Here is a 15205-nt window from a genome sequence, read left to right on the forward strand (position 1 = left end):
CGCTGCGATAGGGCACGCGCATGATCAAGCAGGTCGTCGCGACCGCGCTGGCGGTGGTCGCGGGTTGCGCGGCGCCCACCCCGACGCCCGATGCCCGGCCGGCCGAGAGCGCCCGGCCCTCCTCGGTCGGCGCCGCGCCCACGGTGGCAGCAGCGACGCCTGGCGCCAGCGCGGCCGAGGCGGCGTCAGCGCCTCGGCCCGAGGACGCAGGCGCGCCGGAGCCGCCGCAGGACGGGGGCGGTCGCGCGGCCGAGGCGCCCGCGGCCGACGCGTCGCCCGGCCCAGGAGCGGAGGCGAGCGCCGGCGCCGACCCCAGCGCCGCGACATCCGCCCGCGCGGACAACAAGATCCTGCCGGCGCTCGAGGGCGAGGAGCTCACGGCGCGAGCCAGGGCGTTGTTCGACGCCATCGTGAAGAAGGAGCCGGCGCTTGCCGACCCCTTCTGGTTCCCCAAGGAGCCGTTCATCCCGCTCAAGGACGTGAAGGACCCCGGCAAGTACTGGGACAACCTCCACGCCGCTTACGCGAACGACGTGAAGTCGATGCATCGGAAGCGCAAGAGCTGGGAGGGGGCGCGGTTCATCGGCTTCGTGGTGGGGTCCAAGCCGAAGTGGGTGCCTCCTGGGGACGAGGTCAACAAGATCGGCTATTACCGGTCCTTTCACGGCAAGCTGAAGTACGAGATCGACGGGAAGCCGGCGAGCCTGGACGTCCACACGATCATCTCGTGGCAGGGCCGCTGGTACATCACGCACCTCGGCGACTTCAAGAAGCACTAGGCGTCCGCGCCCGTTCTTGTGGACGCTGCGCGGGCGCGCCGCCATGGTCTCCGCGTGGCGCCGCTCGTCTCCGTCTTGCTTCCGTACCGGCAGGCGGAAGCGACGATCGAGGAGGCGCTGGAGAGCGTGCTCGCCGAGCGCGCGGTCGATCTGGAGGTGGTCGCCGTGGACGACGGCTCGACGGACGGCGGCCCGGCCAGGGTCGCGCGCGTCGCGCAGCGCGATCGCCGCGTCCTCCAGATCGCGACGGGCGGCGTGGGGATCGCGCGGGCGCTCTCGCGCGCGGCGGAGGCGGCGCGCGGCGAGCTCCTCGCCCGCATGGACGGAGACGACATCTCGGTCGGCGAGCGGCTCGCGCGGCAAGCGGAGACGCTCCTCCGGGATCCGCGGCTCGGCGTCGTCGGGGCCCGCGTCGAGGCGTTCGCTGCCGGGCCGATCGGCGAGGGCATGCTGCGCTACGTCGACTGGCTGAACTCGATCATCACGCCGGAGGACCACGCGCGCGAGATGTTCGTGGAGTCGCCGCTGTGCCACCCGTCGGTGATGCTGCGGCGGAGCGCGCTGGAGCAGGTGGGCGGGTTCCGGGAGGTCCCGTGGGCGGAGGACTACGATCTGTGGCTGCGCCTCGACGCGGCGGGCGCGCGGATGGCGAAGCTCCCGGACCTCGGCCTGCGCTGGCGGCACCGCGAGGGGCGCGCCACGTTCGCCGATCCGCGGTACGCGATCGTGAGGTTCCTCGAGGCAAAGGCGCACTACCTCGCGAGGAAGCTGGGCCCGGCGCGCCCGGTGGCCGTGTGGGGCGCGGGAAAGACAGGCCGGCGGCTGGCGAGGGCGCTCGCCCGGAACGGCGTGACGCCCGCGCGGTTCGTGGACATCGACCCGCGCAAGATCGGCCGGATCGCGCAGGGCGCGCCGATCGTCGACCCGTCGCGGCTGGAGCGCGGCGCAGAGACCCTCGTCGTCGCCGTGGGGGCGCGAGGGGCGCGCGCGCTCATCCGCGGCCACCTCGCGGCGCGCGGCTTCGTCGAGGGCTCCGACTACGTGTGCGCCTCCTGAGCGAGCGCCGGGCGACGCTTTGCAACCGCGCGCTCTTTTGGGAGGATTCGATCCCACAGCGATGCGGGTCCCGATGCTCACGAGCAAGCTCGACTTCCCTCCGCCAGAACGCGCGACCCCGGAGGGGATCGTGGCCGTGGGCGGCGAGGCCTCGCCGGAGCGGCTGCTGGCCGGCTACCGCCGGGGCATCTTCCCCTGGCCTCACGAGGGGCTGCCGCTCCTCTGGTTCTCTCCGGATCCGCGCTTCGTCCTGCCGCCCCGCGAGGCGCACGTCCCGCACTCGCTGCGCAAGCGGGTGCGCCGGGGCGAGATCGAGGTGCGGACCGATACGGCGTTCGAGCGGGTCATGCGGGCCTGCAGCGCCGCGCCGCGACCTGGGCAGGACGGCACGTGGATCACCGAGGAGCTCATCGCCGGCTACACGGCGCTGCACGCCGCCGGGGTCGCGCACAGCATCGAGGCGTGGTCGAGCGGCGAGCTCGTCGGCGGCCTCTACGGCGTGTCGCTGGGGCGGATGTTCTTCGGCGAGTCGATGTTCGCACGCGCGCCCGACGCCTCGAAGATCGCGTTCGCGACGCTCCTCGGGAACCTCGTCGCCTGGGACTTCGCGCTGGTGGACTGCCAGGTGTACACGGACCACCTGGAGCGATTCGGCGCCGTCGAGTGGCCGCGCCGCGAGTTCCTCGGCGCGCTGAAGGTGGCCCTCGACGCCCCGACGAAGATGGGACCGTGGCGCTTCGACCTCGATCCCGCGCGGTCGATCGAGCGGCTCATCTCGCGGTGATCGCGGCCGAGCTTCGGCCGCGCGCCGCTCGACCCCGCGCTAGGAGCGATCGCCCGAGCCGTCCTTGATCTCCCGGAGCAGCTCCTCGATCCGCCGCTCGGCGTCGGGCCCCTCGTCGTAAAAGAAGCGCAGCGTCGGCACCACGCGCAGCCCCATCGTGCGGGCGACGTCCCTGCGCAGCCGGCCCGAGGCCGCCTCCAGCCCCTTGAGCAGGGCGCGGCGCGCAGCGGCGTCCTCCGCCCCGAACTCGTGGCGCACGTGGACCTTCGCGCTCTGCAGGTCGTCGGTGATCTCCACGCGCGACACGAGCACGCCGGCGATCCGCGGGTCACGCAGATCCCGGAGCAGGTTGGACAGGTCCTCACGGAGCCGCTCGGCGACCCGCGTCGCCCGCTTCACCACGCCGCTCATTCGTCGTCCTCTGCGTCCTCGAGCATGTCCGAGGGCGCTCCCAGATCTCCATCGTCACGGCCGAGCGCCTGCTCGATACCGCCCTGCACACCAGCGCCTCCGTCGCCGAACGGCACGATCTCGGTCGCCCGATCCGTGAGGACGGCGTGCGGCAGCGATCCCGCCATCGCGGCCACGTCCGCGAGGACCTTGTCGCACATGACCGACGAGTTCGAGACGACCGCGACGCCGAGCGTCGCCCGCCTCGGATCGTCGAGCACGCCGACCTCGGCGATCGACACGCGCATCCGGCTCTGCGCCCGCTCCTTCAAGGAGCGCACCACGCTGCGCTTGTCCTTGAGGGAGCGGGCCCCGACGATATCGAGACGGAGACGGAGGACGCCCACGAACATCGGATGAAGCTCAGAGCTTCGTCTTGATCTCTTCGATCTCGAAGCTCTCGATGATGTCGCGCTCCTTGATGTCCGAGTAGCCCTCGAGCGAGATACCGCACTCGAACCCCTCGACCACCTCTTTCACGTCATCCTTGAACCGGCGCAACCCGGACAGGCGACCCGTCCAGACCACGGCGTTGTCCCGGATGAGGCGCGCCTCGCCGGTGCGCTTGACCGAGCCGCTGATGGCCATGCAGCCGGCGACCGTGCCCGCCTTCGTGATCTTGAAGACCTGGCGGACCTCGGCGCGGCCGAGGACCTTCTCCACCTTCGTCGCGGGGAGGAGCCCCTCCATCGCGCTTCGGATGTCGTCGACGGCGTTGTAGATGATGTTGTAGAGCCGGATCTCGACGCCCTCGTTCTCCGCGAGAGCGCCCGCCTTGCCGGCCGGCCGGACGTTGAAGCCGACGATGATCGCCTTCGACGCGACCGCCAGGTTGACGTCGCCCTCGGTGATGCCACCGACGGCGCCGTTCACGATCGTGACCTTCACCTTCTCGGTCGAGAGCTTCGCCAGCGCGTGGGTGATCGCCTCGACCGAGCCCTGCACGTCGCCCTTGATGATCAGCTTGAGCTCGAGCTGATCGGCCTCCTGCAGGTTCTTCGTGATGGACTCGAGCGAGACGCGCGAGTCCTGCGGGATCAGCGTCTTCGACGCCTTCTTGCGCCGGGTCTCGGCGATCTCCTCCGCGGTCTTCCCGTCCTTGACGGCGTGGACGGGATCCCCCGCGCTCGGCACCTCGTTGAGGCCGAGGACCTCGACGGGCGTGGCGGGGCCGGCCTCCGCGACGGAGCGCCCGAGCTCGTCGGTCATCGCCCGGACCTTGCCCCACGCGGCGCCGGCCAGGAGGATGTCGCCCGTGCGGAGCGTGCCGTCCTGGACCATGACGCGCGCGACCGGGCCGCGGCCACGATCGAGCAGCGCCTCGATGACGGTGCCGCTGGCGCGCTTCTTCGGGTTGGCGCGGAGGTCCTGGACCTCGGCGAGGAGCAGGACCGACTCGAGGAGCTGGTCGATGCCCTGCCCCATCTTCGCCGACACGCTGCAGAACATCGTCTCGCCGCCCCACTCCTCGGGCTGAAGCCCGAGGGCCGCGAGGTCGCGCTTGATCTTGTCGGCGTCGGCGCCCGGCTTGTCGATCTTGTTCACCGCGACGATGATCGGCACCTTCGCGGCCTGGGCGTGCGAGATCGCCTCCTTGGTCTGAGGCATCACGCCGTCGTCGGCCGCGACCACCAGGATCACGATGTCGGTGAGCGAGGCGCCGCGGGCGCGCATCGCCGTGAACGCCTCGTGGCCCGGCGTGTCGAGGAACGCGATCGTGCCGCGCGGCGTCTCGACGCGGTAAGCGCCGATGTGCTGGGTGATCCCGCCGGCCTCTCCCTCGGCGACCGTGGCTTTCCTGATCCTGTCGAGGAGCGAGGTCTTGCCGTGGTCGACGTGGCCCATGACCGTGACGATGGGCGGCCGGATCTCGACCTCTTCGTCGGTCTCGGCCCCGGCCTGCATGGCCGCGGTGAGCGTGTCCTGCTCGCTGACGGCCACGTCCTCGACGCTCCAGCCGAACTCGCTGGCGAGGATCTTCGCGGTCTCGGCGTCGAGCGTGCTGTTGATGTTCACGCCCGTCATGCCCATCGACAGGAGCCGCATGAGCACGTCCGTCGCCTTCAGGCTCATCTTCGCGGCGAGCTGCTGGAGGGTGACCTGCTCCTCGATCTTGATGACCTTCTTGTGCGAGGCCATCTCCTGCGTGGAGACCTGGACCGGCTTGCGCGGGAGACCACCGCCTCCCGGACGCTGCCGCCCGAACGTCCCCGGGCGGGTGTTCCGGCCGCCCATGGGCCGGCCGCCGGGACCGAAGCTGGGACCACCGGGGCGCGCTTGCTGCGCGTTGGCGCGCGGATCGTAGGTCGTGCGCCGCGCCGGCGGCGTGCTCGTGCGGGCTGCCGGCATCGTGACGCCGGGGCGCCCCTGCCAGACCTCGATGCCGGTCTTCGGCGGCGAGGACGGGCGGCGCGGCGCCTGTCCCGGCGTGCCGGCCGGCTCTTCCGGCTTGGCCGCGGGAGCCGACGCGGGCGGCGTGGTGGGCCGAGCGCCCGGGCGGGCCGCGGCCGGAGGCGCAGTGGGCCGCTGCGGCGCGGGCGGCGGCGACGTCGGCCGCGATGCGCCCTGCGCCGGAGCAGGCGCCGAGGGCCCGGCTTGCGGCCGGGCCGGCGCCTGCGCCGCGGCTGCTGCGGGAGCAGCGGCTGCTGCGGCAGGCGCGGTGGCCGCGGGCGCTGCGGCTGGCGCAGCAGGCGCGGGCGCAGCGGCTGCGGCGGGCGCAGCTGCTGCGGGCGCAGCGGATGGCGCCGGGGTCGGCGCGGGCGCAGCCGCCTGCGCAGGGGCGGCTGCAGGCGCCTCGGGCGCAGCCGCAGCGGGGGCGGGCGCCGGCGCGGCGGCGGTGGCAGGCGGCGCCGCGACAGGCGGCGCAGGCTTCGGCTCGGGCGAGGTCACCTTCGTCTCCTCCGCGGCCGCGGACGCCGCGGCAGGCGCGGTTGCTGCGGGAGCGGGAGCCGCCGGGGGCGGCGGCGCAGGGGGCGCAGCCGCAACAGGCGGCATCGCCGGGGCAGGCGCAGTGGGCGCGGGTGCGGGAGCAGGCTCGCGCAGGCTCGCGGCGACGACCGGCTCGTGGGCCGGCGCCGAGGGCGCTGCGACGGGAACGGCGGGCGGCGGCGGAGCGGGGCGACGGGGCGGCGCTTCTTCCTGAACGGCGCGCTCGGGCGGCGGCGAAGCCGAAGCGGACACCGCCGCAGGCCGAGAGGGCGCAGGCTCCGGAGCAGCGCGAACCGGCGCCTCCGACAGGTCGGGCCCGCGGCCCGGCGAGGACGGCTCGGGCTCGGCCCCAGGCCGGGCGCGGCGCTTCACGACCGTGGGGCGGATCCTCTCCTCCACCACCTCAGGCGACTTCTGCCGCTCGAGGTGTCGCTTCACCCGCTCGACGACGTCGGACTCGACGGCGCTCATGTGATTGCGCACGTCGCCTATACCCATGGACTGGAAGAGCGCGACCAGCGTCTTCTGGTCCATGTTCAGCTGCTTGGCGACCTCGTAGACCCGGACTTTGCTCATGCACCTCGCTCCACGTTAACCAATCCGCCTCACCCATCCGCGCGGGCGACGATTTGCGGCCACTCTGTCCACCGTCGAGGCGCGTCCGGTAGGACCGGACATCGCCGCCCTGCCCCCGACCGCGCCGCCTCCCCCCATGCCCGGCGCAGTAGCAAGAAGCCGACCGGACTCACTCTCCGGCCCCCGCCGCTCCTCGCGGCTCGTAAGCGCGCCCTGCGGGCTGCCGGGTCTTCCCCCGACCTCCTCGGACGCCGAGAGAACCCCGACCTCGGGGCTCTCGCGCTCCATGCCCGACGTCCCCGGCTCACGGCGACGCCGGAGGCCAGCATGGCCAGGCGGCGCCTTCCGTTGCTCGGGGCTCCCGCCTTCCTCTGATCGGGCGGCTGCATTGCGCGAAGGCCGCCCCCTGCGACCGGCGCCGCGGCGCGCATCGTCCGCGGCGCCCGCGGCGTCCTCGCCTCGCTCGACGCGCGCGCACGTGTCCACGACGTGCGCTGCGTTCGCGATGGCAGCGGCGATCGGCGCCGCTGAGATCGCCATCACGGCAACGCCGCGCTCGTGCGGGCCGCCCGCCAAGGCGCCGAGCCCCAGCTTGCTGCCCCACGCGACGGCGCGCCCTTCGGCGACGGCGCGCCGGACCTCCGGCAGATCCGCGCCTGCCGCCGCGTCGCACGCGACCAGGACGAGCGCGGCCTCACCCCGCACGCACGACCCCACGACCGCATCGGCGCCGATCGCCGCGCTCTGGCAGCGGACGGCGGCACGGATGAGCCCCTGGAGCCGGCGCTCGGTCGCCTCTCGGACCGCCCGCGCCAGCGAGACGGTCGTGAGCGGCTCGACGCCGTGCGTGGCCTGATCACCGGCGCCCTCGGCGCCTTTTCCAGCGGCCCCCACGATCGCGTGGACACGTCCCTTCGCGGCGCGGGCGAGCCCCCGGGCGACCGCCGCCGAGAGGCAGTCCTTCTGCGGGTGCACGTGTGCGCCCCGCCCGAACCCGCCGTCGCCGGGATCGACCGCGATCACGCCGCCAGGACCAAGGATGAGCCGGACGAGCGGGCGAGCGCCGCGGACGTCGTCGACGCCGACGCGCTCCCCGCAGCCGACGCACGTGCGCACTCGCCCCTTCTCGAAGGGCTCGCGCTCACCCGCGTCGCTCTGTCTGCTCACCGCTGATCCCATCCTCGATCCTCTGCCTCCCCCGCAGCCTACGCGTGCCTGGCCTCTGCGGCGCGACGAACGTCCGCCCGCGCCGCATCGAGCACCTTCTGCTCGCTTTCAACGAAATCCCGCGCCCCCTGCTTGATGGCGCGCGCCTTCTTGATGCCGAGGCCGGTGCGGATCGCCAGCCGATCCTCGTCCTCCCGCAGCACGTCCTCGACGCTGCGGTACCCGGCCTCCTCCAGCAACACCACCGTCCGATCGCCGACGCCGCGGATGAACATCAGCCGCTCGCGGTCGGTGAGCGGCTCGGTGCGCGAGCTCGCGGAGCGGATACGCTCCTGCCGCAGCCGCTCCATCGTCGTGTCCGCCTGCGACTTGATGCGCTCGGCGGCCTCGACGCCGCCGAGGCCCGGGATCGCCGCGAGCTCCTCGAGCGACGCCTCGCTGACCTCCTCGAGCGCGCGGAAGCCGAGCCGATACATGGACTTGGCGATCTGCTCCGTCACCACGTCCATCTGCTGCAAGGCGGAGATCGCCTCTTCTTCCATCTGCTTGAACTTGGTCTCGCTGATGATGTCGAGCTTCCAGTTCGTGAGCTGCGCGGCGAGCCGCACGTTCTGGCCCTTGCGCCCGATCGCCAGCGACAGCTTCTCGTCCGGGACCACGAGCTCCATGCGCCCGTCGGCCTCGTCGACGATCACCTTGTGCACCTCGGCCGGCTGGATCGCGGCGATGACGTAGCGCGCCGGATCCCGATCGAACGGCACGATGTCGATCTTCTCGCCGCGGAGCTCCTGGACGACCGCCTGCACGCGCGAGCCCTTCATGCCCACGCACGCGCCCACCGGGTCGACGTCCGCGTCGCGGCTGGTCACCGCGATCTTCGAGCGGGCGCCCGGCTCGCGTGCGACCGACACGATCCGCACGATGCCCTCGTAGATCTCGGGGACCTCGGCCTCGAAGAGCTTCTCGACGAGCCGGGGATCGGAGCGAGAGAGGATGACCTGCGGGCCGCGGGCCTCGCGATCGATGTCCTTCACGTACGCCACGATGCGGTCCCCGGGCCGGTACGTCTCGCGCGGCGTCTGCTCGCGGAACGTGAGCACGCCCTCGGTGCGGCCGATGTCGACGATGATGTTGTTGCCCTTCTCGAACCGCCGCACGATGCCGCGGATGAGCTCGCCCTTGCGATCCTTGTACTCGTTGAAGATGAGATCGCGCTCGGCGTCGCGCACGCGCTGCAGCAGGACCTGCTTCGCCGTCTGCGCGGCGATGCGCCCGAAGGTCGTGCGGCCGTGCTTGAGCTTCAGGATGTCGCCGTATTCCTTGTCCTGATCGCGCGCCTTCTCCGCGTCCTCGGGCCGCCAGAAGACCTGGAAGCCGAGCTCCTCGCCCAGGGTCGCGTCCAGCTTCAGCTTGTCCACGTCAGTGATGGAGATCTCGCGCTCCGGCTCCGTCACGGCCTCGACCACGGTCATGTACTGGAAGAGGTCGATCTGCCCGGTGTCCTCGTTGAAGCGCGCCTCGAGCTCGCGGGTGGGGCCGAAGACGCTCTGCGCGGCCTTCAAGATCGCGGCCTCGATCGTCTCGACGAGGATCTTCTTGTCGATCCCCTTCTCCTTCGCGACCTGATCGAGGATGCTGCCGAGGCTCGTCTCCGAGGTCGGCATCGCTGCCATCGTTGCCATGACGTCCCTGTCTCCTGATCTTTCTTCTCTCTACTTGCGCTTCTCGGAGCCGCGCTCGCTCCGCTTTGAGCCCGACCGCGGAGCCGCCTCCGCGAGCTGCCTGATCTGCCCCGACTCCTTAGCGGGCTCCTTGCCCTGCCGCTGCCCCTTCTTGGCTTTGGGCTGTGACGGGAGCTCGAAGACGAGGCGCGCCTCCACGACATCCGCGAACGGGACCGCGATCCGCTTGCCATCGACCAGCACCGCGACCTGCCCCTCCGGAGCCTCGAGGAGCTCGCCCCGGAGCAGCCGCTGGCCGTCCGGCGCGGGGCGCGACAGCTTCACCTTCGCCGTCCTGCCGAGGAAACGAGCGAACTCGGCCGCTGTGCGCAGCCGCCGATCGAGGCCAGGAGAGCTGACCTCGAGGTTGTAATGGTTGGGTATGAGATCCTCGACGTCGAGGACCGAGGAGACGTCGCGCGACACGTCCGCGCAGTCCTCGAGCGTGACCCCGCCGCCCGCGTCCACCGCGTCCTCGCGCTCGATCGTGAGCCGCAGCGTCCAGCCCGCCCGCTCCCGCTCCGTGGTCCACTCCAGATCGACGAGCGTGACCCCGTGCGAGGCAAGCACCGGCGCGACGGCGTCGCGGACGCGCCCGAGATCGAACACGGCTCTGGTCGAAGGCTCCATGGGTTGCTGCATGTGAGAGACGTCACCCTCGGCGGATCCGGGTCCTCCTAGCGCGATCGGCCCCGAGCGAGGGTGCCCGGTACCTCTGCGCCAAAAAAAAAGAGCCGATTCCCCGAACTGGGAACCCGGCTCGCGGATCCGCCTAGTTGTCGGCGGACAACCTAGTCGAATGCGGGCCTTCATGCAAGGGGGGATACGGGCAAACCGCCCCTGCGCGGCCGGGGATCTCCCGCCGGTTCATCTTCGCGTTTTTCGCGTCTTCGCGGCGTCTTCGCGGCGGCCTGCGGCGCGTCAGCGCCGGAGCGCTCCCCGCCGCGCGGCAGTCGCGACAGCCTCGCGTCGCGCCTGCCGGGTCCGTCGGAGTTACGCCAGATTCGGCAGCGCGACGATATCGACGTGCAGGACCTCCTCGAACGCCGCGATTTCCTTCAGACAGGCCTCGCTCGGCCGGCCGGAGACGCGCATCTTCGTGCAGGTCGCGGTGGCCCCCTCGAAGACGGTGTTTGAAATCTCCTCGATGTTGATCCCGTGGCGCTTCATGACGCTGAGCGTGTTCGCGAGGACGCCGACCTTGTCCATCATCCGGACGACGACCGCGTAGCGGGCGGGCGACGTAGCGCAGATGTTGACCACGTTGGGCAGCTCCTCCTCCGTCATGAAGGCGCGGATGATCCGGGCCGTCTCGAGGGCCACCGCGCGCTGGGCCTGCTCCGTCTGCGCGCCGACGTGCGGGGTGCCGTAGACGAGCCCTCGCCCGAGGAGATGCGACTCGAAAGGCGCCGAGCTCTTGTCAGGCTCGGTGGCGAACACGTCAAGGCCGACCCGCAGCCCCTTGCGCGGAATGAGCTCCTCGAGCGCGGCGTAATCCATCACCTCGGGGCGCGCGGCGTTCACGACGATGGCGCCGTCGGGGAGCGCCTCGAGGACGCTCCGGCTGACGATGCCGCGCGTCTGCGGGGTGGCCGTCAGATGGACCGTGAAGATGTCAGAGCGGGCAGCCAGATCCTCCAAGGTCCGGGCATAGCTGACGTCCAGCTTGGCAGCGCGGCCCGGCGTCAACGAGCGCGACCAGGCGTGCGGCTCGAGGCCGAACGCGCGGGCGCGCAGGAGCACCTCACGGCCGATCGCGCCGAGCCCCGCGATCCCGATCCGCCGACCGAACAGGCCCCGGGCCACCGAGTACTTCGCCTTCTCCCAGCGGCCGGCCCTGAGCTCCGACGTCGCATCGACCAGGCGGCGGTCCAGCGCGAGGATGAAGGCCATCGTCAGCTCTGCCACCGCGGTCGCGTTCTTGCCGGGACAGTTCGCCACGTAGATGCCGCGCGCGCTCGCGGCCGCGACGTCGATCGTCCCCACGCCGACCCCTGCCCTCACGATCAGGTTGAGCTGTCGCCCGGACGCGATCGCCTTCGCCGTGACCTCCGTGGAACGAACGACGAGAATGCCGATCCCGTCGAGGGCCGCCGGCAGCGAGTCTCTGGTGAGCTCCGGCCGGGACTCGATCTCGATCCCGAGCACCTTGAGCTCTTCCAGAGCCGAGAGGTCCATCTTATCGGCTACTAGCAGGCGCATGCGGACGGGAACCGTAACAGAAAAGCTCTCGCAGACGATGGGCGTTCTGCTCCTCGTCTGCGGCGTCTACGTCAGTTGCGCCAGCTCCTGCGCCAGCGATCATCAGGTCTCTCCCTGGGGTGCAGCGGGCAGACCGATGCTCGGCGCGTTCATCGCGCCTCCGGACCTCGACGCTCGGCTGCACGCCATCGACGTGGAGGCCGCCGAGCTCGGGCTGACGCTCGAGGTCGAGCTCCGCGGCGCGCTACGGCGCGGCGGCGAGGTGGTCGTGCGCGGCTACAGCGGGACCGACGCGCTCGGGCGCCGCACCTCGGCGGTCCGCGTGGCGACGCCGCGCGGCGTGGTCCTCGCCGCGGGGCCCCTCGACGCCAGGCGGGTAGACCATAGCCAGGCGACCCAGCTGATACCGTCGCTGCTCCCGGGCTCCGAGCCGGAGGCGACGGAGCAGCTCGGGGTGTTCCGCTCCGGGACCGATCTCAACCGAGACGGCGCTCCGGACGTCGTGCTCAGAAACGAGAATGGCGAGCTGGAGATCTGGGCCGTGCAGCCGCTCGGCGCGGCCCGGTACGCCGTCGAGCTGGCGGCGCCGCCGCGGTTCGCGCTCGACGTCGATCGAGACGGCACCCTGGAGCTCGCCGGCCGGATCCCGCTGGACGAGGGGGATCCCATCGCGCCGGATCTCCTCGACGTCGCGGGGTTCGAGGGAGATCGCTACACGCACCGCGGCAGCGTCGCTCGGGCGTTCCATGCAGCGCGCGCCGAAGGCCCCGGCGCGGAGACGGCCGGCCAGGGCAAGCGGCAGGAGCCGCCGAAGGACGACGCCGCGCGCCTGCGGGGAGCCCTCGAGCGGGCCTGGCACGCGGCGCTCGCGGGCAGGCCGGCGGCCGAGACGCTCGCGGCGCTCGACCGAGAGCCGGTGCCGCCAGCGCTCCGGGGCGCGTTCTCCGCGCACCGCGCGCGCGTCGCGGGCGCGATGGCGGCGGCCGCGAGCGGTCCACCGGCCAGGGGGGCGCCGCCCGGCGAAGGCGGCGCCCCTACTCGTCCGCAGGGAGCATCGGAAACGCCTGCTCGAAGGTGACGAGGATGTCGCCGGGGAGCGCGTCAGGCTCCTTGTAGCCGCGCGTCAGCGGCACGCCCCAGTCGGCGCGCATGACGACGCGGTTGAGCTGCGGGAAGAGGGCCCGCACCCCGAAGCCAGCCGACTGCTTGAGGCGCAGATCATCGAAGCCGTCGAAGGCGTCGCCCGCGTCGAAGAAGGCCGCGCCCGCGACCTGGCACGACCAGACCTCGACGGGCCGCGTGCGGAGCTCCAGGTTCGCCGAGAGCACGTCCTCGCCGATGAACGCCGCCGTCGGGTACCCGCGGAGCCGCGTGTCGCCGCCGAGCACCGACCTCCTGTTCAGGTAGTTCCTGTATCGGTCGAGCAGGCGCACGTCGAACACGAGCCGCCCGACGCCGAAGCTCGGCGTATGAACCCGCGCGCGCGCCTCGATGGAGGCGTCGAAGATCTGCGAGCCGTCGAGCTCGGTGACGCTCTCGACCACGGCGCGCGCGAGGCCGTCGCCGAGCGCGACGGTGTACGCCGCGGCGGCGGAGATCCCGAGGAAGTTCCGGCTGGAGTTGAGCGCGGTCGTGACCGGATAGATCAGGATCGCGAGCTCGTGCCCGAGCCGGTAGTCCTCCTGCAGCGCGAGCGTGTTGAAGTCGAGGACGCGCAAGAAGCGGGTCGAGTACGTCGCGTACTTGAACGTCGGCGCGACGCGGGTGTCGCTCACCGGCATCACGCGCCTCTCGAACTCGGCGATCGCGGCCGGGGCGAGGCCCTCGGGCGCGTCGAAGCGATAGACCTTGCGGCTCGCCTCGATGCCCACCGAGAGGTCGTGCTTCACGGCCGAGGACCGCGCCGCGCCGCCGCCGAAGCTGCGCGTGACGGCGTAGCTGCCCACCAGGAGGTCGCTCCGGTAGCGGTACGGGACGCGATCGTCCTCCGGCGTGGCCGCCGCGTCGAAGGTGGCGAGCTTCGTGCCGACGAAGCGGCGGGTCACCTCGTCGCGCCAGGAGATCTCGGCTTCCCAGGCCCACTCCGCCTGCGTCGCGTAGAGCGGCTGCCCGTAGATGAACTCGCCGCTCGTGCCCTCGAAATCGCCGGTCTCCCGGTCGATGATCGCGTTCGCCTGGGTCCGCAGCCGCACGTGGCTGCCCCCGATGCGCGGCATCGCGTAGGTGGCGCCGAGCGAGAGCGCGCCGGGATCGAGCGCGAGCTGCGCTGCCACGGCGTGGTGGATCCCGAGCAGGTTCTGCTCGCTGGGCTGCAGGAACAGGTACTCGAGCTGCCCGCCGGCGATGCGGTAGTCCGAGTTGAGGCGCAGGCTCCAGACGTCCTTGGTGACGACGGCGACCCGCACCCGATCCGGCGCGCCGCCCCGCACGGCGAAGACGAGGACGAGCGACAGCTGGCTCAGCTCGCGCAGGTGGCGCGCCGACTCGTCGGCGAGCGCCTGCTCGTAAGGAAGCCCGACCGCGAGCAGCACCTCGCGCCGGATGACGTACGGCCGCGAGAGCGCGTGGAACCAGTTCAGGAAGGCCGGCGCAGGATCGCGGTCCTCGATCACCTCGAGCGGGACCACGTCGATCCCCTCGACGATCTTCCCTTCGGGGGCAGGATCGAGGGTCGCGCGGAGGCGCGACAGGACGCGCTCGATGGTGGCGCTCTCGTAGCTCGAATAGCCCTCGCGCCGAGCCGGCGCGGCGAGCGCCGCCGTCCCGCCCTGCTTCGCGGCGGGCGCCGCCGTCCCGCCTTGCTGGGCCTGCGCCTCGATCGAGAGGAGCGCCCCGAGGGCCGGGATCGCGAAGCGCACCAGCACGATCGATGCGCTACGCACGAGCCGCTCGCCTCAGAAGGACTCGTTGGCAGGGTACGTCGCCATGACGTTGATCTTGTACTTCACGTACTGGTGCGGGATCGTCCCCCAGTCGGGCGTCGGCATGGCCCGCTTCACGCAGCGGAGCAGCTCCTTCGTCTTCGCGCGGCTCACCGTCGTCGACTTGCCCACGTAGAGGTTGGTCCGCTTCCGCCGGAAGTCCATCTCGAGGACGAAGCTCACCGTGACGCCCGTCTTGTCGGAAGGGGCGCACTGGACGTTGTCGCGGATCGCGCGCGACAGGCCGTCCTCGAAGAAGGTGACGTGATCGCAGCGCTCGGGCGGGGTGGTGCCCGGGCCGGGGTTCTCGCACTTGATCGTCGTGAACGGCGAGAGCGTGACGCCCTCCGCCAGCGCGGCGCCCGCGTCGGAGAGCGCGCCCGCGTCCCAGGCGTAGGCGCCGGCGTCAGCCGTCGCGGCGTCCGCGGAGGGGATCGACTCGGGCTTCGGGCGCCGCCACAGGTAGAGCGGCACCGCCACCACGATGAGGCCCGCGACGAGCGCGATGATGATCTGGAGCCGCACGGGGCGCTCGCTGCCGCCGCGACCCAGGTAGCGGTACGGCGAGGGTTGAGACGGCGGACTGGAGGTGGAAGGGAACGGAGGCCTGCTGTTCATCGG

General features: G+C 72.0%; 13 protein-coding genes. 4 read left to right on the plus strand and 9 right to left on the minus strand.

What is annotated here, in order from left to right:
- Positions 1–20 precede the first annotated feature (20 nt).
- The 3 genes from WMF29_RS31345 to aat all read left to right on the plus strand — a co-directional run bounded on the left by WMF29_RS31345 (position 21) and on the right by aat (position 2619).
- Entirely contained in the window at positions 21–779 is a 759-nt protein-coding gene (locus tag WMF29_RS31345) for a hypothetical protein (protein WP_437323804.1), read from the plus strand.
- Between the two features lie 54 nt (positions 780–833).
- Positions 834–1835, plus strand: coding sequence for a glycosyltransferase (locus WMF29_RS31350; protein ID WP_437323805.1), 1002 nt, complete (start codon positions 834–836; stop codon positions 1833–1835).
- A gap of 61 nt (positions 1836–1896) precedes the next feature.
- Positions 1897–2619 (plus strand): leucyl/phenylalanyl-tRNA--protein transferase, encoded by a 723-nt coding sequence (aat, locus tag WMF29_RS31355; protein ID WP_437323806.1) that lies wholly within the window; start codon positions 1897–1899, stop codon positions 2617–2619.
- 39 nt (positions 2620–2658) lie between these two features.
- Here aat and rbfA read toward each other — a convergent pair whose 3' ends face one another.
- From rbfA to WMF29_RS31390, 7 genes are all read right to left on the minus strand, one after another.
- Complete coding sequence (gene rbfA / locus WMF29_RS31360; protein WP_437323807.1) at positions 2659–3030, minus strand: 30S ribosome-binding factor RbfA; 372 nt, start codon at positions 3028–3030, stop codon at positions 2659–2661.
- Positions 3027–3422: a DUF503 domain-containing protein gene (locus tag WMF29_RS31365; protein WP_437323808.1), complete on the minus strand. Its 396-nt coding sequence runs from the start codon at positions 3420–3422 to the stop codon at positions 3027–3029. The genes rbfA and WMF29_RS31365 overlap by 4 nt, the downstream gene beginning before the upstream one ends.
- Positions 3423–3432: 10 nt before the next feature.
- On the minus strand, positions 3433–6573 hold the full coding sequence (infB, locus tag WMF29_RS31370) for a translation initiation factor IF-2 (RefSeq protein WP_437323809.1): 3141 nt from the start codon (positions 6571–6573) through the stop codon (positions 3433–3435).
- A gap of 15 nt (positions 6574–6588) precedes the next feature.
- Positions 6589–7740 (minus strand): YlxR family protein, encoded by a 1152-nt coding sequence (locus WMF29_RS31375; RefSeq protein WP_437323810.1) that lies wholly within the window; start codon positions 7738–7740, stop codon positions 6589–6591.
- A gap of 38 nt (positions 7741–7778) precedes the next feature.
- Positions 7779–9422 carry a transcription termination factor NusA gene (gene nusA, locus WMF29_RS31380; RefSeq protein WP_437323811.1) on the minus strand — a complete coding sequence of 548 codons (1644 nt, stop codon included), beginning with the start codon at positions 9420–9422 and terminating at the stop codon, positions 7779–7781.
- 30 nt (positions 9423–9452) lie between these two features.
- Entirely contained in the window at positions 9453–10091 is a 639-nt protein-coding gene (rimP, locus tag WMF29_RS31385; RefSeq protein WP_437323812.1) for a ribosome maturation factor RimP, read from the minus strand.
- A gap of 363 nt (positions 10092–10454) precedes the next feature.
- Positions 10455–11639: a phosphoglycerate dehydrogenase gene (locus tag WMF29_RS31390; protein WP_373372165.1), complete on the minus strand. Its 1185-nt coding sequence runs from the start codon at positions 11637–11639 to the stop codon at positions 10455–10457.
- Positions 11640–11700: 61 nt separating this feature from the next.
- Here WMF29_RS31390 and WMF29_RS31395 point away from each other — a divergent pair, with 61 nt between their 5' ends.
- Positions 11701–12741, plus strand: coding sequence for an FG-GAP repeat domain-containing protein (locus WMF29_RS31395; protein WP_437323813.1), 1041 nt, complete (start codon positions 11701–11703; stop codon positions 12739–12741).
- Here the strand turns inward: WMF29_RS31395 and WMF29_RS31400 are convergent.
- Positions 12698–14545: a hypothetical protein gene (locus WMF29_RS31400; protein WP_437323814.1), complete on the minus strand. Its 1848-nt coding sequence runs from the start codon at positions 14543–14545 to the stop codon at positions 12698–12700. The two genes, WMF29_RS31395 and WMF29_RS31400, sit on opposite strands and share 44 nt — an antisense overlap.
- A 12-nt stretch (positions 14546–14557) precedes the next feature.
- A complete protein-coding gene (locus tag WMF29_RS31405) occupies positions 14558–15202 on the minus strand; it encodes a hypothetical protein (RefSeq protein WP_272094732.1) in 645 nt (214 codons plus the stop codon).
- Between the last annotated feature and the right edge of the window lie 3 nt (positions 15203–15205).

This window comes from Sorangium sp. So ce381, from assembly GCF_051473845.1.
GTDB lineage: Bacteria > Myxococcota_A > Polyangia > Polyangiales > Polyangiaceae > Sorangium > Sorangium atrum.